Annotated in this window: 17 protein-coding genes, 2 tRNA genes and 1 pseudogene; 10 read left to right on the top strand and 10 right to left on the bottom strand. The window is 37.8% G+C overall.

Annotated features, from left to right (window positions below; translation table 11 throughout):
• Positions 1-20 precede the first annotated feature (20 nt).
• Genes HCCG_RS01455 through HCCG_RS01430 form a run of 6 tightly spaced genes read right to left on the bottom strand, consistent with a single transcriptional unit; the run spans position 21 to position 6,270 of the window.
• Positions 21-1,232: a murein hydrolase activator EnvC family protein gene (locus HCCG_RS01455; protein ID WP_002955591.1), complete on the bottom strand. Its 1,212-nt coding sequence runs from the start codon at positions 1,230-1,232 to the stop codon at positions 21-23.
• Complete coding sequence (locus HCCG_RS01450; protein ID WP_014667235.1) at positions 1,232-2,041, bottom strand: hypothetical protein; 810 nt, start codon at positions 2,039-2,041, stop codon at positions 1,232-1,234. Before HCCG_RS01450 ends, HCCG_RS01455 begins: the two co-directional genes overlap by 1 nt.
• Positions 2,028-2,696 (bottom strand): cell division ATP-binding protein FtsE, encoded by a 669-nt coding sequence (locus HCCG_RS01445; protein ID WP_002955589.1) that lies wholly within the window; start codon positions 2,694-2,696, stop codon positions 2,028-2,030. The genes HCCG_RS01450 and HCCG_RS01445 overlap by 14 nt, the downstream gene beginning before the upstream one ends.
• A gap of 3 nt (positions 2,697-2,699) precedes the next feature.
• Entirely contained in the window at positions 2,700-3,983 is a 1,284-nt protein-coding gene (gene trmB, locus HCCG_RS01440; protein WP_015453790.1) for a tRNA (guanosine(46)-N7)-methyltransferase TrmB, read from the bottom strand.
• A gap of 21 nt (positions 3,984-4,004) precedes the next feature.
• Positions 4,005-5,261 carry a fibronectin type III domain-containing protein gene (locus HCCG_RS01435; RefSeq protein WP_002955587.1) on the bottom strand — a complete coding sequence of 419 codons (1,257 nt, stop codon included), beginning with the start codon at positions 5,259-5,261 and terminating at the stop codon, positions 4,005-4,007.
• The gene (locus HCCG_RS01430; protein WP_034547882.1) at positions 5,191-6,270 is read right to left on the bottom strand and encodes an RluA family pseudouridine synthase; all 1,080 of its coding nucleotides are present in this window, start codon (positions 6,268-6,270) and stop codon (positions 5,191-5,193) included. The genes HCCG_RS01435 and HCCG_RS01430 overlap by 71 nt, the downstream gene beginning before the upstream one ends.
• Positions 6,271-6,312: 42 nt before the next feature.
• Between HCCG_RS01430 and HCCG_RS11630 the strand changes: the two genes are divergently transcribed.
• The 5 genes from HCCG_RS11630 to ftsZ all read left to right on the top strand — a co-directional run bounded on the left by HCCG_RS11630 (position 6,313) and on the right by ftsZ (position 11,808).
• Positions 6,313-7,455, top strand: coding sequence for an FtsW/RodA/SpoVE family cell cycle protein (locus HCCG_RS11630; protein ID WP_015453788.1), 1,143 nt, complete (start codon positions 6,313-6,315; stop codon positions 7,453-7,455).
• A tRNA-Ile gene (locus HCCG_RS01425) sits at positions 7,417-7,493 on the top strand. The genes HCCG_RS11630 and HCCG_RS01425 overlap by 39 nt, the downstream gene beginning before the upstream one ends.
• A 292-nt stretch (positions 7,494-7,785) precedes the next feature.
• Complete coding sequence (locus HCCG_RS01420) at positions 7,786-9,276, top strand: peptidylprolyl isomerase (RefSeq protein ID WP_015453787.1); 1,491 nt, start codon at positions 7,786-7,788, stop codon at positions 9,274-9,276.
• 8 nt (positions 9,277-9,284) lie between these two features.
• Complete coding sequence (ftsA, locus tag HCCG_RS01415; RefSeq protein ID WP_015453786.1) at positions 9,285-10,658, top strand: cell division protein FtsA; 1,374 nt, start codon at positions 9,285-9,287, stop codon at positions 10,656-10,658.
• A 10-nt stretch (positions 10,659-10,668) separates the two neighbouring features.
• Complete coding sequence (gene ftsZ / locus HCCG_RS01410; protein ID WP_002955582.1) at positions 10,669-11,808, top strand: cell division protein FtsZ; 1,140 nt, start codon at positions 10,669-10,671, stop codon at positions 11,806-11,808.
• Positions 11,809-11,869: 61 nt separating this feature from the next.
• On the opposite strand, the pseudogene HCCG_RS01405 reads toward ftsZ, so the two are convergent.
• The 3 genes and pseudogenes from HCCG_RS01405 to HCCG_RS01395 form a co-directional block, all read right to left on the bottom strand.
• A pseudogene (locus tag HCCG_RS01405) lies at positions 11,870-12,442 on the bottom strand (FkbM family methyltransferase); the annotation flags it as partial.
• A gap of 16 nt (positions 12,443-12,458) precedes the next feature.
• Positions 12,459-12,887, bottom strand: coding sequence for a hypothetical protein (locus HCCG_RS01400; protein WP_002955580.1), 429 nt, complete (start codon positions 12,885-12,887; stop codon positions 12,459-12,461).
• Between the two features lie 48 nt (positions 12,888-12,935).
• Positions 12,936-13,012, bottom strand: a tRNA-Arg gene (locus tag HCCG_RS01395).
• A 127-nt stretch (positions 13,013-13,139) separates the two neighbouring features.
• Between HCCG_RS01395 and rpsU the strand changes: the two genes are divergently transcribed.
• The 5 genes from rpsU (at position 13,140) to HCCG_RS01370 (ending at position 18,502) form a co-directional block, all read left to right on the top strand.
• On the top strand, positions 13,140-13,352 hold the full coding sequence (gene rpsU / locus HCCG_RS01390; RefSeq protein ID WP_002955579.1) for a 30S ribosomal protein S21: 213 nt from the start codon (positions 13,140-13,142) through the stop codon (positions 13,350-13,352).
• Positions 13,353-13,568: 216 nt separating this feature from the next.
• Entirely contained in the window at positions 13,569-15,539 is a 1,971-nt protein-coding gene (locus HCCG_RS01385) for a phosphoethanolamine transferase (RefSeq protein ID WP_014667227.1), read from the top strand.
• On the top strand, positions 15,536-17,305 hold the full coding sequence (locus HCCG_RS01380) for a phosphoethanolamine transferase (protein WP_002955577.1): 1,770 nt from the start codon (positions 15,536-15,538) through the stop codon (positions 17,303-17,305). Before HCCG_RS01385 ends, HCCG_RS01380 begins: the two co-directional genes overlap by 4 nt.
• 221 nt (positions 17,306-17,526) lie before the next feature.
• The gene (locus HCCG_RS01375) at positions 17,527-18,321 is read left to right on the top strand and encodes a glycosyltransferase (protein ID WP_002955576.1); all 795 of its coding nucleotides are present in this window, start codon (positions 17,527-17,529) and stop codon (positions 18,319-18,321) included.
• Positions 18,290-18,502, top strand: a complete 213-nt coding sequence (locus tag HCCG_RS01370; protein WP_230197882.1) for a hypothetical protein — start codon at positions 18,290-18,292, stop codon at positions 18,500-18,502. Before HCCG_RS01375 ends, HCCG_RS01370 begins: the two co-directional genes overlap by 32 nt.
• A gap of 3 nt (positions 18,503-18,505) precedes the next feature.
• On the opposite strand, the gene HCCG_RS01365 is transcribed toward HCCG_RS01370, so the two are convergent.
• Positions 18,506-20,059, bottom strand: coding sequence for a glycosyltransferase family 2 protein (locus HCCG_RS01365; RefSeq protein WP_002955574.1), 1,554 nt, complete (start codon positions 20,057-20,059; stop codon positions 18,506-18,508).

The following is a 20,059-nucleotide window of genomic DNA, read 5'->3' as shown; positions in this document are numbered from 1 at the left end:
GCTAAAAAAAAATTTTTTAATTAGAGTTTTATAAAATCTGCTGGATTAATATGCTTATCTTTTTGGGTGATTTCAAAGCTTAGTCGTTCATTGACTTTGCCTATAATCGCACCTTTTTTGACACTTGAGCCGACTTTAATATTAGATTCTATTTTGTCTAAATATGCATAAATGGTGTGAATGGCATTGCTATGCTCAATGATAATGACTTTTTTTAGCCCCGGAGCGTCCTTAGCATAGACAATCTTGCCATCAAGTACGCTCTTCACACTGGCATTGCTGTTTTTAGGATTAAACATAATAGCGGCATTAAAGATTTTAAACTTATACACAGGATCAAAATATGGTCCAAATCTTTTTTCAATTGTGTAGCTATCAAGGGGCGGAATAGTCTTTGCCCCTTTGTAAGCGATTGTTGGTACATCGCGGTATGAAGTGCCAAATTGTTTTGGGGCTTTTATGCTGTTTGGATTTTTTTGATTATCAATAAAGGCTTGTTGGTTCTTGCTTTGGGATTTTTGCTCTTTTACAATGTTAAGGCGAGAGAGAATCTCATCAAGGCTTTTTCGCTCTTTGACTATGGCTTTAAGCTGTTCATCATAGCTTTTAAGCTCACTTTGCATTTTACTCAAAGTGGCTTTTTGCTGCTCTTTAGCGATTTGGAGACTATCCTTTTTATTTGTTTGAATCTTAATAGAGTTTTGAATCTGCGAGATATTATTTGAGATTTTTTCAATTTCATTATTGAGAATGCTTTGTTTGGCATTGAGTGTTTTTATAGAATCTTTAGCATTTTTATGCAGGATTCTATAAATTTCATATTCCACCACACTATCTATTGAATCAAGTTGTTTTTCACGCTCCATAATCATACTAAAGGCGATACCCTGTGTGAGAAGCTTAATTATTTGAGATTCAAGCTCACGCTTTTGTTCTAGCAGAAGATTTTGTTTGCGTTGTGAATCTTTAAGTGTTTTTTCTTGGCTTTGGGATTTGCCTTGATTTTGGCTTATGTCTTTTGAGAGTGTTTCTATTTGTTTGCCTAGCTTTGTAAGCTCGGCATTTTTGGCATTAATGGCTTTGCCTAGCTCATCAAGTTTTTTGCTTATAGCTTGCTCTTGGATCTGTGCTATTGTTAGCTTATCTTTGTTTTTTGCAATGTCTTTATCAATATTTGCCAAAGATAAGCTAATAATAGCACAGAGTGTAAGAGAGGCAAAGCCTTGTTTCATTAGAGGTCTTTTTGCTTAATGATAACAAACACAACTGATACGATAGATACAAGTATAGATGTGAAAAGCAAAATGATAAAATCACTGCCCATACGGAAAATATCGCTTGTTACTTCAAGTGTGCTAAGCACTCCTTGCATTCTACTGCTATTGATAAGATAGGTCATACCCGTGATAATGGCAATAGTTGAGATAATAGAGTCTATAAGTGCAAGGCGGAATAAAATGCCATTTTTCATCCACGCTGGCGCACCCAAAAATGCCATAATCTCCATTCTATCGCTGTGTTCAAATTTCCATATTTCAATTTGTTTTACCATAAGAATGTAGCTTAAAATTGCAATGAGTGAGGCAAATACAACAATGGAGCTTTTGATAATAAGCAATAGCTTATACACTTGTGAGTGGCTTTTGCTAAAAGATTCTACTTTTGTTACGCCATTAAGCTTTGAGAGTGTGGCATTTATCTTTTGCAAACGCTCTTCATCAGGGAAAATGGAGAGTTTTAGTGAATAGAAAAATGGCAACTCCCTTTGCAATGTCTCTAAGCTCTCGCGGCTAAGGTCTTTTTTTAACTCATTCATCATATAATCAGGTGTGATTGCTTTTAGCTCCTTTGCCTCACGGATAAAGCTCTCTATCTTATCAAGTGTGAGGGCATTTTTTGATGCAATGACAATGGAGTAATTATCTGAAAGTTTGTTTTCGTGCTTTGCCACCGCACGATTAACAAGCATAATGCTTTCAAGGCTAAAAAGCAGTGCAAGAAGCGGAATAATAAGTGCCAAATGTCTCCTAAGCAAATTCATATACCACTCCTTCTTCAATATGTAGTCGCCTATAAGGGATATTTAGCCTATCTGGCATTCTGTGCGTTACGACAACAACGGTGATTCCAAGCTGTTCATTGACACCTTTAAGCAGATTCCAAATAAGCTCACTGGAATAGTCATCAAGGTTACCCGTTGGCTCATCGGCTAGGATTATGGTTGGATTATGAGCTAAGGCTCTTGCCATTGCCACGCGTTGCTGCTCTCCACCGCTTAACTCTAAAGGAAACTTATTTGCCTTGTGGGACAGCTTAATATGCACCAAAAGCTTTTCTACTTGAGATTTACACACCTCTTTTTTGTAGCCATTAATCACCATAGGCAGCATTACATTGCGTTCTATATTCCATTCTTTGATGAGTTTGTAGTCTTGAAAAACAATGCCAATATTTCGGCGGAGATGATTAATGCGAGCTTTTGAAGCTTTTTGCATACTCACACCAAAGACATTTAAATGCCCACTTTTCACACCCAAATGCCCAAAAAATGAGCTTAGAATCGTGCTTTTGCCACTTCCTGAAGCCCCGGTGATAAACACAAACTCTTTAGCATTAATATTAAATGTCGCCTCTTTAATCACAAGCTCATCATTGTAGCCAAGACTAAGATTTTTCGCTTCTATGATTGCACTCAACTTTCACTCCTTGTCTTTAGAATCCACACTTAAAACCTCCATTAAATGCCTATGTGCCTTATGTGCTGCTTTTGTTGGAATAGGATCGCCACCGACATAATGTGTGCTACAAGATGTATCAAAAGAAATTTGTAAAAATTTATTTTGTGGCTGATTAAAATCTCCAAAACACAATGCTAAAACATACACATCTTTCGTATAATACACATTATCAATGTGTAAAAACCAATCCTTAGTGATTTTCTTATATGGAAAATTTGTGTAATTATCCAAATTTTTTCTTAGAATCTTATCAAAAATAAAGGTTTTTTCTGTATTTTGTGTGTTTTTTGCTGATTCTATGCAAGAATCTTGCCCTTGTGTTGTGGTTTTAAAAATCTTTAAGTCAAAAATATCCTTATTCTGTCGCTCCCACCTTGCTTCATATTTGCTGACAATGGCATTTTTGTGATTTTTTTGCACTTGCAAATTAATGTGTTTGTGAGACAAAGCAAGATCTAACGCATCACGGAAATATGTCTCATCATCACTTCGCAAATGTAATAGTGCATTGTCATCTAACACACGCAAAGATTCTTCTAAGAAAGCTTTGCAAAATACACGCCTATGGGGCTTTTTATTCCAAGGGACAGGAAAATGCACATAAATGCCTAAAGCAATACAAGGGGGTAAAATCTCAAGCAAGATTCTAGCATCGGTGTGAATGATGTAGAGATTTGTAAGCCCTAAAAGCTCAATCTGTCTTAGAATCTGCTCAATAGAAGGGCTGTGAATCTCAATACCAATACACATAAGATGTGGATTACTCTGTGCTAAGTGTAAGAGATGTCGCCCCGAGCCAAAGCCCACTTCAATTAAGCATTTTTGTGGATATTTTTGAGAAAAATCCAAAAAATGTTGCACCGATTTAAAAAAGGGTGATTGGAGATTCTGTCTTGGGGAGTTATTATTGAGATTGTGCGTGATAAGATGTTGATTGCTTTGCTGCTCCATAAGGGCTTTTAAGGCATTTTTGATAATGCCTGTTGGCTGGGACTTACTACTTTTTTCACATTTGATAATGCTATTATTTTTGTTTAATCGCTCCACTTTACGCAAAAAAAAATCATTATGTGAAAACTCATCGCCTAAAGTATCATTCTGCAAAGTATCATCTTTTTTAAACCGCACCAAAATAAGGCTTTGATGAGAATCTACCCTGCATTTAGCTTCATAGGCAAATTCATACTCTCCACTTATAAAGGGTAGGCTTGGTAAAGCAATGCTTGGGGCTAAAAAATGTGGCACAAAGATCCTTATTCCAAAATTTTATTCAAGTATCAGCTCAATTTCTTGTGTGGGCTTAGATTCTATCCCGTGCTTATCTACACTCACCACACTATAACTATACTTTTTTCCCTTTTGCATTTCTTTATCACTAAAGCTATTTGCGTGAATGTCAATGAATCTCGCACTTTGCGTCCATAACGCCCCCTCTTTGCGATAGACAATATAGCTTACAATACGATCATCACTTGGAATCTGCCAAGAAAGTGTCGCCTTGCCATCTATCATTTTGCCTTCAAATTGTGTGGGTGTGCTAGGCGGTGGAAGTGAAGAGCCTTTAGCAGGATTGTTGCTCATTCGCCCTTCCAAGCCATTATCGCCTAAAAGCACAACTTGATAATAATAAGTCGCTCCATCATCTTTGGCTTGAAGCTTGTGTGTGTAGTTTGTTTGATTTGTAGTAGCTATGGCTTTATAGTCTTTATCATTTGATGAGAATAGAATCTTGTAGTATTTTTTGCTTACCCCCGAAGAATCTGGTGCAGCTTCCCAAGTGATGTGAATGCTACGGGGCAAATCACTTGAAGCTTGTATATTTTCAATAGGTGCGGGTTGGGGAATGGTGCTTACACTAATGCCTTGTGTTGGCTTAGATTTCACACCCTCGTGGCTTTTAGCTACAATGCGATAAGTGTAGGTTTCGCCATCTTTTAAATCTTCATCAAAGTATTCGACTTCAAGGCGATGCGGGATTGTTTTAATCGTTTTAAACTCCCCAGCTTTGTTTAATCGCTCAATAAGATAAGAATCTACGCTAGGATTTGGGTGGGGCGACCATATAAGCTTAATGCTTCTTGGCTGATTATTAATTGCAAAGACACTCTCCACCGGATCTATAAAGGAGGTTTGAATATGTATAGGCTCACTTTTTGGCGAGATTGTGTCATTTTCCCCAAGGACGGCAAAGGCGTAAATGTATTTTGTTTGGGGGGATAGATTAATATCATAAAAATGTGTTGCAAAGCGATTTTTGATTGTAGCAATTTGTTGTAAGCCTTTACCTCCGCCAGATTCAGATCGGTAGATGACATAACCCTTGACATTTTCATCATTAATGAACTTCCACTCAAAGCCCACAGATGAGACATCAACGAGCGTATTGACAGAATCTAGCCGTGGCAGTGATGAATCTTCTTGCAAGTTAGCATTAAAAGCTGAAAAACACGCACTAAGAAAAACACTCAAAAGCACGGGTAATGTTATCAATCTCAAGTAGTTCCATAACATCTTTGCAACCATTTGGCAGCTCCTTTGTGAAGTGGTTTTGTATAAATTCTAGCATATCTAATAAAATGGGGGCTTTAAAAGTGTGGTTTTGCCCATTTTTAGGGTGGGCTAGGTAGAGAATGTAAGCGTGAAGCAAGATTCTCCCCTCATAAAAAAAGCTCTTTGCACTTGGCTTGTAGCCATAGAGACTATCGCCTAAAATGTGGCGGGATAAGCTCTCAAGATGTGTGCGGATTTGGTGCGTTCTGCCGGTATGAAGCTTTATGGCAATGAGTTCAAGTAAGCCATCATTTGAAGTGGCAAGTTTGACAAAAGAGCTTTTAGAATCTCGCACACCTTTTGGCGGATTCTCATTTTCGTCAATATGAATCTTACTCATTTTTAAGCGGTTTGTGGGACATCGCCCCATAAAGCATTGCACTTGGAGATTCTGCTTTAAGGGTGTATCAATGATGGCTAGGTAGTATCGCCCCATTTGACGAGATTTTAGCTGATTTGGAAGAATCTCGTAGGCAAGAAGTGATTTAGCAATGCAAAGCACACCGCTTGTTTGTTTATCAAGGCGGTGGATAATGCCATAGCGTTCCCTTCCACTAAGCGTATGCAATGTGTGGGCGTGGAGCTTTAGCCATTGAGTTAGGGTTAAATCTTTTACACTTGGGGCATCGTGGATAACAAGATGTGGTGGCTTGTTAATAATGAGTATATCATCATCTTCGTATAAAATATCAATACTAAGATTTTCATAGAGATTCTGCAAAGATGGGCTTATATTTTGGGTATTAGAATCTAAACTATCAGGCTTTGGGAATGTGATATGAATCTCATCATTGAGCTTAAGCAGAGTGCCATTTTTGACACAAGGCAGGGCATTTAGCGTGATATTGTTGGCTTGGATAAGTTGCTGAATCTGATTTTTGCTCATTTGCAGTTTTAGGGTAAGGAAAGAATCAAGCCGCAATTTGCCATTATTTAAGTCAAGTTCTGTTACAATGAACTTTTGTATTTGAGATTCTCGCATTTGTCCGCCATATTTAAGTTTTTAAATTTTTGGGAGTTTTTTGTGATTGACAGACGGATTCTAGCACATTTTGATTATATTTTGTTGCTTCTTATTTTGCCTTTGGTTGGGCTATCTTTATTTTTGATTAATGAGCTAGATTCTGTGTTGTTTTCTAAACAGGTGAAGTATATTGCATTGAGCTGTGGGTTAGTATTTTTTCTCTTTTTTGTGCCTTTTAGGAAGTTAAAAAGCTTTATCGCCGTCTCTTATGTAATTTGTCTTGTTTTGTTGATTTTGGTGCATTTTATCGGCACACAAAAGCTTGGGGCACAGCGTTGGGTGGATATTCCTTTTACAAGCTTTTCCATTCAGCCAAGTGAGATTATGAAGATTTTTTTAATGTTGCTTCTAGCTTCATATATTGCGACTAATCCTCCCCCAAAAGATGGCTATGGGGTCAAGCAGTTTTGTATCATTAGTGCTTTTATCCTTATCCCTTTTGTGATTATTCTCAAAGAGCCGGATTTGGGGACGGCTATGGTGATTTTGCTTACCGGATTTGGCACACTTTTTTTAATTGGTGTGAATAAAAAGATTTGGATAAGTTTGGGGCTTGTTGTTGCTTTTCTCGCACCTGTGGCGTATGTCGTAGATCCTTTGAAAGATTATCAAAAAAAGCGTATTATGGACTTTGTATCAGATAAATATCCATATCAGGTGAATCAAGCTCTTATTGCTATTGGCGCAAGTGGGCTTGTAGGGAAGTCAAAAGATGAAGCGACACAATCCCAGCTTAAATTTTTACCTTATGCGAATACGGATTTTATCTTTGCGTATTTTGTGGAGCGATTTGGGTTATTTGGGGCTTTTGGCTTACTTGCATTGTTTTTTTGCTTGATTGTGTATGTGCTAAGTCTTGGGTTTGTGTATGAACGGGATTATTTCCTGCGTGCGGTAACGGGCTATATAGCTATTTTGATTTTTTTATATGTAGGGATTAATGTATGTATGGTAATAGGTTTAGCGCCTGTGGTTGGGATTCCCCTGCCGTTAATGAGCTATGGTGGCACAAGCTTTATTACATTTATGACACTTTTTGCAATTCTTGAAAACATTCTTGCCTTTAAGTTTGTTTTTGAGTATAATTCCACCCCTAACGCTCGGGGACCTTTAGCTCAGCTGGTCAGAGCACTCGGCTCATAACCGATTGGTCGCAGGTTCGAATCCTGCAAGGTCCACCATTTGCGTTTTTCTTCTTTTTCTTAAATGCTACAAAATATGAGAATAAAATCCATAAAATTCCATTAATGTTAGGCTTGAGATATGCTTTTATTATTTAATGATGTTGAGTTAAGGGTTTGATAAAGCAGATAGATGGAATATCTTGAGAGAAAATTCCCACAAATCGGCTGATTTAGGGAAAAATTTGATAAAATTAAGCTTATTTAGCATATTTTTAGCAAGTTTTGTGCTACAATAGGCATTTTTAAAACACTCACTTAGATTTTTACTACAAAAAAGGTTACTAGATTAATGATTACTTGGATGCAGAAGCATAAGAAATGGCTTATTGTTACTATTTGGGTTAGTGCCATTGCGTTTATTGGTGCTGGAATGGTGAATTGGGGTTCTTATGGCTTTGGATCAAGTAATGATAAGGTTGCTCGTGTTGGAGATATTGATATACATCTTGCGGAGTTTCAAAGAGAGTATGCAAGGATTCTAAATGAGTTTAGTCAAATCTCGCAATTTGGCGGAATGCTAGATGAAGCTCAAGCAAAGCAGTTTGGCATACCACAGATGGCATTACAAAGGCTTATTCAGCAAGTTCAGATTCTCAATCTCGCCAATGATTTAGGGCTTGTTGTAAGTGATAAGGAAGTAGGTGAAGAGATAGTCAATGCAAAAGTGTATGTAGATGATAAGGGTGAGTTTAGCCAAGAAGTGTATCGCAAGGCTTTGAAAGAGCAGGGTATGAGTCCGAGTGAGTTTGAAGAGATGGTCCGTAAGATTCTAACTACCCAAAAGCTTTTTAGCGTTATGAACATCACTCAAGTAGGTCCTATGCTGCCTATTTCATCAAGCGAGATGGCGGCATTAGAGATGGCAAATGCGGTGAGAGATAGGCTAAGGGTGGAGATTCTGCCTATGGATAAGGTGAATATTGAAATTGAAGATGATGAGCTAAAGGCATTTTGGGAAAAAAATGCGGAAAATTGGAAAAGCCCTATGGAGTTTAAAATAGAGTATATTTTAGTGCCTTTTGCTTCGCAGAATCCCACAGATGAGGATTTGACAAAGCATTATCAGGATTTTAAGAGTGATTATTTAGATGAGAATGGGAATTTGCTAAGTTTTGAAGAGAGTAAGGAAAAGCTTATTAAAGATGTGCAAAAGATTCAGGCTGAGAGTGTGGCAAAGCGTGAGTATCGTGATTTGAAAAATAAAAGTAAAAAGGGCGAGATTCTAAGTCTAAAAGAGAATGAGCGGTTTTTTGTGAAAAATGGAGTGGATTTGGTTATTGAAGATATGAAGGTAGCACAAGTGGGGCAGGTGCTAAAGCCTATTGAGGTTGATAAAGGCTTTGTAACGCTTAGGATTCTTGATAAGAAGCCAAGTGTGCAAAAAAGCTTTGAAGAGGCAAAGGCTGAAGCAAAAGTGCTTTTTGAAAGCAGTAAGAAAAGGGAAAAGCTCTTAGCCCTTGCTAAAGAAAGGGTAAAAAATTTTCAAGGCACAGATATTGGGTTTGTGGATAGATTCTATAATGGTGCGATACTCACACTTGATGATGGACAGAAGATGAGTTTTCTCTCGCATTTATTTTCTTCTAAGCAAAAAGAGGGTTATGTAATGCTTGAAGATAAGGCTGTGCTGTATCGTATAGTAGAGCAGTCTGTTTTGAATGCGAAACAAGGCGATGCAATGGCATTTAAGAGTATGAAGTCTGAAGCAGTGCTTGATGCGTTGGCGGAGTATTTGAATGAGACTTATAAGACAACTATTTATATTGATGTGAGTAAGTGAGGGCTAGGGTGAGTCGGATTATATTGGGTATTGACATTGGTTCTAGTGAGATTTGTGCGATTGTTGCTGAGGTGAAAGACGATGGCTCACCTTATATCATAGGCACAGGGATTCATAAGGCTGATGGGATTAAAAAGGGTTCGGTTACAAATATTGAGCTTGCTTCACGTGCTATAAGAAGTGCGGTTAATGACGCTGCTAGGGTATCGGGGGAAAGGGTAGATAAGGCTATCATCTCTCTTTCAGGTGCTTATACCAAAAGCATTAGAGAATCCGCAGTTGTCAATGTGCCAAATAGTGAGATTGGACTAAAAGAGATTAATCGCGTAATGCAAACAGCTATTTATAATGCTGTGATTCCAGAAGATCACACGCTTATCCACGCATTGCCCTATGAGTTTAGATTAGATGATCAAAACTACGCTGAAGATCCTATGGGTATGAGTGCCTCAAGGTTGGAAGCGTTTGTGCATATTGTAACGGCTAAGAAAACAGCACTTGAGAATCTTAAACGAGCCGTGCGTGAAAGTGGCGTGGAGATTGAAAATATTGTGCTAAGTGCGTATGCGTCATCTATTGCAGTGCTAAGCAATGAAGAAAAAGAGCTTGGTGTAGCGTGTATTGATATGGGTGGGCAGACTTGTGATTTAATGATTTATAGCGGATATTCTATGCGTTATAGTGATTTTCTAAGCGTTGGTTCGCATAATATTACGATTGATTTGGCTACTGCTCTTAACGCTCACCCGAGTACGGCAGAGCAGATTAAAACCGAATATGGAAAACTCATTCTTACAGATGAGGATAAGGAAAAGTCCATAAAAGTGCCTGTAATGGCAGGTGAGAATGCAACAACGAATGTAAGCTTAGAAATTGTCCACGCAGTTATATCTGCACGAGTGGAGGAGACTTTACAACTTTTAGCAAAAAGCATTGAACAGAGTGGATTAAAAGATAATATCGGTGCGGGTATTACACTTACTGGCGGTATGGCAAATCTTGATGGAATGCAGGAGTTTGCTTCAAGTATCTTTTTTAGAAAGCCGGTGAGAATCTCTAAGCCTATGTCTGTGGGCGGGCTTTTTGATGGGTTAAAAGGTACGCAGAGTGCCACTGCGGTTGGCTTAGTTTTACACGGAGCGGGGCAACACACAAACTATGAGATGGATTTTGATAAAAAGATTCTCTATAAAAGAAGTAGTGTTATAGAAAACAATGATGTAGGTAGTATTGGGCTGTCCAAAGACGCTTCACAAGTGGATTTGGGTAGCTTGAAAATCACTCAAAACACAGGTGATTTATCTGGGATTAAAACCACACAGGAGGATAAGCACGATAACATCTTTATGAGATTCTACAAGTGGGTTAGCCAACTATTTTAAGGGAGTAACAATGGAAAATATTGAAATAGACATTCAGGAAGTGAGACAGGAAGGTGCGGTTATTACCGCTGTTGGCGTTGGTGGCGGTGGCTCAAATATGATTAATCATCTTGTGGGGACAAGTCCGCACAAATCTATCAAACTTATAGCGACAAATACAGATATTCAGCATTTAGAAACTACAAGTGCAAATATCAAAATGAAACTTGGCGAGAAACTTACAAAGGGCTTAGGTGCGGGTATGCAGCCAGATATAGGCGAAAAGGCGGCACTAGAGACTTATGAAGAGTTAAAAGCTGTGCTAAGTGGCTCGGATATTGTATTTATCTCTGCGGGTCTTGGCGGTGGCACAGGCACAGGGGCAGCTCCCGTTGTAGCTAAAGCAGCAAGAGAAGTTGGGGCATTAACTATTTCTGTTGTAACTAAGCCTTTTAAATGGGAGGGTGGCAGACGCGCTGAACTTGCTGAAGAGGGATTGCGTAATTTAAAAGCAGAAAGTGATTGTATTGTTGTTATTCCAAATGATAGGCTTTCATCCATCATTCCTAAAAGTTATGGTGTTCAAGAGAGTTTTGAAGTTGTAAATGGTGTGTTGGCTCGTGCTGTGAATGGGATTTCAGGCGTGATATTACATCATAGTCCAAATGACATCAATGTGGATTTTGCCGATGTGAAAACGGTGATGAGCCACAAGGGCTTAGCACTTATGGGTATTGGCGAAGCCATAGGTGATAATGCCGCGTGTGAAGCTGTGCGTATGGCAATAGAATCTCCATTGCTTGACAATATTTCTATTAATGGTGCGATGGGTGTGCTTGTGAATTTTGAGATGAATGGATACTCGCTCATTGAGATAGGCGAAGCGATGAATATGATTGAATCTATTGTTGATAATAAGGCTCACGTGATTTTTGGGACACGCACACTTGCAGATGCAGCAAAAGACTATGTCAAGGTAACTGTAGTTGCCACGGGCTTTGAAAGAGAAGTTGTAAGCACAGAGCCACAACCGCAAATGCGTGATGAACAAGGTTTGGAGCAGTCTCGCCAAAGTTTGCGTCTTGCACGAAAGGTCTCTGGGGGTGATACTGGTTTGTTTGACAATGAAAGCCTTGAAGTCCCAACTTATCTCCGCAATCAAAAGGACTAATTTATATCTTGTAAGTATTGAAGTGTGAGTGTAGAATCTTACTTTTTTGGTTTTCACACTCTCACACATCTGTGAGATTTTTAGATTCTGTTTTTCTGGCTTTAAGCCACTCTGTGAGCTTGAAAGAGCTGTCTTTATGAAAGGTAAGAATATCATAATAGTAAATATTTTGCCTAGAATCTTGTGTGTAGTCCATAAGTAATTTTAAATTATTGCAATCATCACTTTGCAAAACACAAAGTAACACGCCAAAATTATCAAAAATGAGTAATTGCTCGTATCCCAACTTGTTAAGACTAGGGAATATGGATAGAAAATCTTCATTTTGTGCTTGGAGATGATTTTTGTCCCATTCAAAAAATATTGTGGGCTTAAAATATGTTAAAGTTTTGAAAGCTCCACGAAGCACTTTAAAATCAAAACCATCAGTATCTATTTTTATAAAGTTTGGAGAGAAATCTGCCTTTGACACAACAGAATCAAGAGTTTGGATTTGAACGCTAGAGTAGTTATGTTTGTCGTTAATAAGTTTGCCACTTCCATCTTGCAAGGAAATGGTATATGCACTTTGCTCATCATTATCACCCAAAAAAGTGTGAGAGATGATAAATAATGGGAGAGCTTCAGCAGGATTTAGCGGAAGATTCTTGTTATGCCCCCCCCCCCATACTTATATCTCTGATAGTTGCTTTGTGAAAATTATAAGAAATGTTAGTTTTGATTAAATTGGCATAACTTTTTTCGCCCTCTATCAGCAAATAAGAGGCATTTGGCATATTTGTCAAAACGGCTGTATCGCCTATATTTGCCCCCACATCAATCATATTAAGTTTGCCATCTTTTGTGTAGATATGATGAGCTATGGAATGAAGCTGCATATCATATGTTGGATATATTTTTTGATTGAGTGGTAAGGTGTGGGAAAATGGCATTGCAAGTTTGATGTTGTTGTAGCTTAAGGTAATGATAGGATTTGAAATTTTAAGGATAAGCTTTCTTGCTAAGAGTAAGAATTTTTCTAAGATTCCGTTATTTGTGTGTAAGAGAAGTTGATAGATATATTGTGCTAGAAATTTCATAATATGAAACCTTTTACTGAAAAATTGATGTTGCTGAAAAGTTACAAATGGCGTGCTCGGAGGGATTCAAACCCCCGACCTACAGGACCGCAACCTGTTGCTCTATTCAGCTGAGCTACGAGCACAAAAGTAAAGTCGGCATTCTAGCTAAAAATCCTTAAAACTCACTTTATATAATGCAGATTTAAGCATTTTTAAATAAATTTTCCTTATAATATCGCTTTCAAATTTTACAAGAAAGTGGGTGAGCTTATGCCGGGTATTAAAGTGAAAGAAAGCGAATCTTTTGAAGAAGCGTACAGAAAGTTCAAAAAACAAACTGATCGTAACCTTGTTGTAACGGAGCTAAGGGCGAGACGATTCTTTGAATCTAAGACTGAAAAACGCAAAAAGCAAAAAATTAACGCTAAGAAAAAAATGCTTAAGCGTCTATATATGTTAAGACGCTACGAGTCAAAACTCTAAGATTCTAGTAAGATTCTTAAACTTTCAAGGCTTTAAGCTTTGGAGGTTTAAGAGACTTCACACAATACTTCTAAAACATTTTTCAATTTCACCTTATTAAACTCCCTTACTATATTAAATGACTTAACAAAAGCGATGTTAATTTAAGCCTTGCCCTTTTTAGTTAGAATGCTCTAACAGAATCTCATTATATTTTCATCAAAGCAGGACATATCAATGAAGCTTTTCACCCACCCTGTGCTTTTTAAGATTTTTATTTTACTTATTTTTTTAAACACCATTATTCTTTTTGGCTCACAATATTTTGTCTATACCAAGCATTGGGACTTGTATTGGTTTAGCTCATTTTTCTACCGCGAGTTGTTGCTGTGTGTGAGCTACTTTGGCGTATTTTGGATTCTTTCACTCTTGCCTTTTGGCGTGTATGTGGCGTGGGCTATCTTTGGCATAAGCATTATTTGTTTTGTGGTAGATATATTTTTGCTCTACACTTTTGATACGAATCTTAACTCCTACCTTGTCATCGTAGCTCTAGAGACAAATCCACAAGAGAGTGCGGAGTTTTTGCATAATTATGTGAATTTTGGTTTGATTGGCGTATATGCCCTTTTTCTTATCATTGCTGTGTTGATGTGGGCTAAGATTCCACTTTTGCAGCCTTCCATTAAGCTTAAGAAATGTATGTGGTTTGTGTATATGTGGTTTGTTGTGAGTGTGTGTATTGTGCTTACTATGATTTTCACTCACACTAAGCCTCTAAATGAAGATTGGAGCGATATGCTTTATAATTACACAAAGCAGTTCTATCGTGCGATTGAAGGCACTTATGGCTTTATGAAAGAATATGAGCGGCTAAATAGTAAGTTTGATGAGCTATCCACCACACTTCAGGTAAAAAAAGCAAAAAACAATATCCAAAATATCGTGCTTGTCATTGGTGAATCTACTCAAAGAGACCGCTTAAGCCTTTATGGCTATCCGCTTCCCACCACGCCGAATCTAGATTCTATCAAACAAAATAATCCTAAGAATCTACTTGTTTTTAGCGATGTTATCGCTTCTCACGGGCAAACCCACGAATCTTTAAGCTTAAGTCTCACCTTTGCTAATCAAGATAACACGCAAGGTATAGAGACGATAAAGTCCAAGCAAAAGGCAAAATCCACCAAGCCCAGCGAGATTCAAAAGTCGTGGTATGAGTATATGAATGTCATTGATTCTTTTAAGCTTGGGGGCTATCACACCATTGCTATTTCTAATCAAGAGCCTATTAGCCTTTTTGGTAATGCCGCAGCGACTATTCTTAAGCGTGCTGATGAAGCACATTTTGTCAATGTCAATGACAAGATGAGCACCACAAAGTTTGATGAAGCAATTTTAGATATTTTAGATGAGGAGCTAGGCGTAGGCGTGGAACAGGGCGATTTACAAGAGGATTTTAGCGATGTAGATTCTAAGCCTACAAGCTCAAGCGAGAATCTACCACAAGAGCCACAAAACATAGCAGATTCTAAAGATTCTAAGCCGACATTCTACGCTCTGCACCTTATGGGCAATCACGCGAAGTATTACAACCGCTATCCAAGTAGCTTTGCAAAACTTAGCACTGAAGATATGCTTTGTCGTGTTAATGATGTGGAGAATCTAGCCACCACAAGCGTGGAAGAAAATATGCACTATGATAATAGTGTGCTGTATGGGGATTTTGTGCTAAATGAGATTATAGAGCGGTTTAAAGATTCGGATTCTTTAGTGCTGTATTTTAGCGATCACGGAGAAGAGATTTATGATTGGCGGAATTTTATAGGGCATAGCGATAGCAAAATGTCGCGTTTTATAGTGGAGATTCCATTTATTATGTATGTAAGTGATGTATTTATTGACAAGCACCCAGAGCTTTATAAGCGATTGCAAAAAGCACAAAATCAACGCTATATGAATGATGATTTAATCCATACTTTGCTTGATATTGCAGGGATTACAATGCAGGGCTTTGAATCCAAGCAGAGTTTAATAAGTAATGACACAACTTTACTCAAAAACAGAATCCGCCTTGTTGGTGAGAAAAAAAGTATAAAAGATTATGACAAAGAGCTGAAAGCTCAAAAAAGCTACTATCAGCAGGGATTGTGCAAAAGCGATGAGCGTATAGGGGCAGATTCTACAAAAACAAAGGAACAAGAATGAGTGATACACGATTTTTCCGCACTTTTGTGCTTTTGTGGCTTATGAACACTCTGCTTATTGTGATGTCTCAGCAGACTATTTTGCATACGCATTTTGATATGTATTATTTTTTGACTTTTTCGTATAGAGAGATGATGTTTATTGTCAGCTATGGTGCGTTGTTTGGCATTATTTATATGCTGAAATGGAAGTCTTTACAGAATCTATTGCTTTTTGTGGTGGTGGCTCTTAGTGTTTTGTGTATGATGGCTGAAATTTTTTGCTTTTATAACTTCTCTACTCTTTTAAACTCTTATGTGATTAGCATTGCCCTTGAAAGCAATATGCGAGAGAGTTTTGAATTTTTACATACATACATAGATATGAAATTGCTTGGAATGTATGGACTTTTTGGTTTAGGTATTTGGCTGTGTTTTAAGATTCAAGTGCCAAAATGCGTGAGAAACAATACATTGAAGCTAAAAGTTGTGTATGTGTTGTTACTTCTTCTTGTTATGGTGCTACATATTGTGAGTGTGCGTCCTTCAAGCCCGTCTTTGCGGTTTAGTGATGTGCTGTATCATAGCTATACTTCTTTGTCAAAATCGCTCAAATACGCCCTTGCATTTATGCAGGAGTATAAAAGATTGCAAACACATTTTGATGAGTTTGCCAAAGGATTTGAAGTAAAACCTAGCAAGGAAAAGATTGCAAATGTTGTGCTTGTCATTGGGGAAAGCACACAAAGGGGCAAAATGAGCTTGTATGGTTATGAGCTGCCGACTACCCCGCTTTTATGGAGTTTGAAGCAGCAAAAACCACAGAATCTATTTGCTTTTAATGATGTGATTTCATCTCAAGGCTCAACCTATGAAAGTCTCACGCAAGTGCTAACCTTTGCAAATCAGGAAAATGCTCAAAATTCGCAATGGTATGAGCATTTAAATCTCATTGATGCTATGCGTCTTGGGGGTTATCATACCACGATTATTTCAAATCAAGAGGCAGTGAGCTTTTTTGGCAATGGTGTAGCGACAATTTTAAATAGGGCGGATGAGGTGAAATACTTAAATTGTGGCGATAGTTTTGATTTAACAAGGTTTGATGAGGAGCTACTAGGAGTGCTTGATACTTATCTTAAGCAATACAATGTATTGCCCCCCCCCCCGTTAGAATCTCAACAATTTAGTTTGGTGGATTCTAAATCCCACAATGAGCCTTTGCGGTTTTTTGCCCTGCATCTTATGGGGAGCCACGATCGATATGAAAGTCGCTATCCAAAGGAGTTTGATATTTTTAGTCCAAAGGATATAGGGCAGGATTTTGGCGATAAAAATAAAATGGCTGCTTATCTTAATAGTGTTTTGTATGGGGATTTTGTGCTACGAGAGATTATTAAACGCTTTGAATATTCAGATTCTTTAGTGCTGTATTTTAGCGATCACGGAGAAGAGGTGTATGAGAATGGAGATTTTGCTGGACATAGTAATTCCAAAATGTCGCGTTTTATAGTGGAGATTCCATTTATTATTTATGTAAGCGATGCGTTTATTGATAAGCACCCAGAGCTTTATAAGCGATTGCAAAAAGCACAAAATCAACGCTATATGAATGATGATTTGTTGCATAGTGTTTTAGATATGTTAGGCATTGAGATAAAAGACTATGATAAAAAGCGGAGTATTTTGAGTGATAACGAGTTTTTGCAAACGCGTCCAAGGGTTGTAGGAAATGATGAATATCGCAAAGATTATGATAAGGAGCTTGTGAAAAACTACTTTAAATAATGGAGAATTTAGAAACGAACAATTATAATCTAGTCAAAATCTAGTCAAAATTACAAGGAGAAGCGATGAAAATACTTATTTGTAACCTAGGCATTGGTGGTGGTGGGGCTGACGCGTTTTGATTGATTTTTTGAGCTATTGGCAAAAACAAAGCGAGGGGGGGGGGTATAAATCCTAAAACAGATATAGATTTATTCCTTATTGAAAAGAAAAAACAAGATGTGTATTTGCAATGGTGCGAAAAGAATCTCCATAAGGTTTTTAGCTTTCCACATATTTTTGGCAAGGTGCGGTTTTTAAATAAGTTTTGGAAAAGACGCGTTTTGAAGAATCCAAAATTGATTAATTATTTTATTAAAGAGCAATATGATGTTAATATTGGCTTTTTAGAGGGGATTAGCACGATATATATTTCCCAAAAACAAGGGGGCAAAAAGATAGGCTACATTCATATTTCTTTGAAAGAAATCCGCAATAACAAACGCGATGAGCGTGAGACGAAGGCGTATTTAGAGCTTGATAGCATTATCTGTGTTTCACACTATGTGAAGCAATCACTTCTAGAGCTTTATCCGGAGCTAGCACATAAGCATATAGAGGTTATTCATAATCCTGTTGATAAGGATTTAATCTTGCAAAAATCCCAAGCTCCACTCTCTCAAGTCAAGCAAAGATTCACATTTTTGCAAGTAGGCAGACTAACGCACCAAAAAGGTTTAGATGTATTACTTCAGGCTAACAAGGTATTGCAAGATAAGGGGTTAGAGTATGAGTTATGGCTTTTAGGCGAAGGGGAGCGGTATAAAAAAGAGCTAGATTCCATGATAGAAGCACAGGGGGTTAAAAATGTGAAGTTTTTAGGCTTTTGTGAGAATCCTTACCCTTACATAAAAATGTGTGATTGTATGGTGTTGGCGTCATATTATGAAGGATATGGTCTTGTGTTAGCTGAAGCTTGTGTGCTGGGCAAGGCAATTATTGCTAGTGATACCCACAAGCAAGGAAATTTTACATAATGAAGTTTTGGGCGATTGTGGAGCATTTTTTGTCAGTGGTGATGCTTTATCTTTAGCTCAAAATATGCAAGAAATTTATAGCCAAGAAACAAGGAGAAATGAGCTTGAAGCTAAAGCCTTAGAGCATTCACAATATTTTAGCGTTGCCAAGGCTGCTAAAAGTTTAGAATCTTTATTGTAGATTCTAGCTTTTTAGCCCTTTTTGGCAAAATGTGCTTTTGTTTTGGATTGTTCGCAGGTAGATAGCGTGGTTAGATTCTAGCATTGAGCGGGTGTTTTCCTTATGATAGAGATGATAGGCAATGCCACTAAACTTTAATCGTCTCATCTCTCCACCATTAAATAAAAATCTCGCCACAAATTCGGAATCTTCCCTGCCCCAGCCGATAAATTCTTCGCTAAATCCATTGATAGCCACACAATCAGCTTTATAAAAGCCCATATTGCACCCACGAATGCCTTTGATAAAATCTCTTTTATCAAAATATGATGCTTTGATAGTGGAAGTTGCACAAATCATTTTAGCTAGGAGCGGGATTTTTTTAGCTTTTATATCGCCATATTTAAAAGCTAGATGATAGGAGAGAGAATCCATAACTTCTTGTGTATTCTTTTCATTTAAGATAACACGAGAGCCTTGTATAAATACACCTTTTTTTGCAAAGTGTAAATGATCTTTCACAAAATGCGGATGTAAAATCATATCGCCATCAATGATGATGATATACGCTCCACTTGCTGCTTTGATGGCTTTATTGCGTATTTCGCTTAAGCGAAAGCCATCATCTTCTTGCCAAATATGTTTAAGGGGGCAAGGGAAGCTTTTTTGATAAGTTTCTATCAGCTCTTTTGTGTCTTTGAGACTACCATCATCGGCAATAAGCACTTCATTTGGCAAAAAGGCTAAATTTTTTACAGAATCTAGCACAAGGGCTAATCGCTCTTTTTGATTGTAGGTGGTGATGATAAGGGAGCAGGTTGGCGGTGTTTGCCCTAACTCATAAAGTTTAAGATATTTAAAAAACGCTCCCAAACCATTGCAAACACTTATGGTAAAGCCCTTGTAGCCATATAAGATTCCTTTTTTAAAAAAATAGTTTCTTATAAAAGTCCATAGCCCGTGATTAAGAGCTTTTAGCGGACTTGAGCGTTTGAAGCTGTGCTGCTTAGCCCACAGGCTTGAGTAACGCTGAAGTTTATCAAGCAAATGTGAAATGTCCCTAAAGGCATAATGCTTTAATCCACTTTTAAGTTTAATAAGCTTGGCGTTTTTAGGTAGCATAATGCTTTCGTGTATGATGTTATCATTAAAACGCGTAAAAGTTTTATTAAAAAGTCGCCATACATAGTCGGGATACCACCCACACGCCTTTATCCACTCGCCATTGTAGAGATTTTTGCGTGGCATAGCATAGATGTGGTGGGGTTGTATGGAGCTTAGGGCTGTGCGTATCTGCTCTAAAGTGCTAGATTCTAAAATCTCATCTGAATCTATGCTTAAAATATAATCGTGTGTAGCATAGCTTATGGCGAGATTTTTCAACGCACCAAAGCCGATGAACTCGCTTTGATAGATTTTGACATTAGCAAATTTTTTGGCAATATCAAGAGTGCCATCATCACTGCCATTATCAAGCACAATCACTTCATCAAAATCAGCTAATGCCGATAAGCACTCGCTAAAAGTGCTTTTGGTATTTTTGACTAAAATTGTAACGCTTATGGGGAGCTTTTGCAT

This window comes from Helicobacter cinaedi CCUG 18818 = ATCC BAA-847 (genome assembly GCF_000155475.1).
Taxonomy (GTDB): Bacteria; Campylobacterota; Campylobacteria; order Campylobacterales; family Helicobacteraceae; genus Helicobacter_C; species Helicobacter_C cinaedi.
Note: the sequence above shows the minus strand (reverse complement) of the source record. Positions and strands in the feature narration are given on the sequence as shown.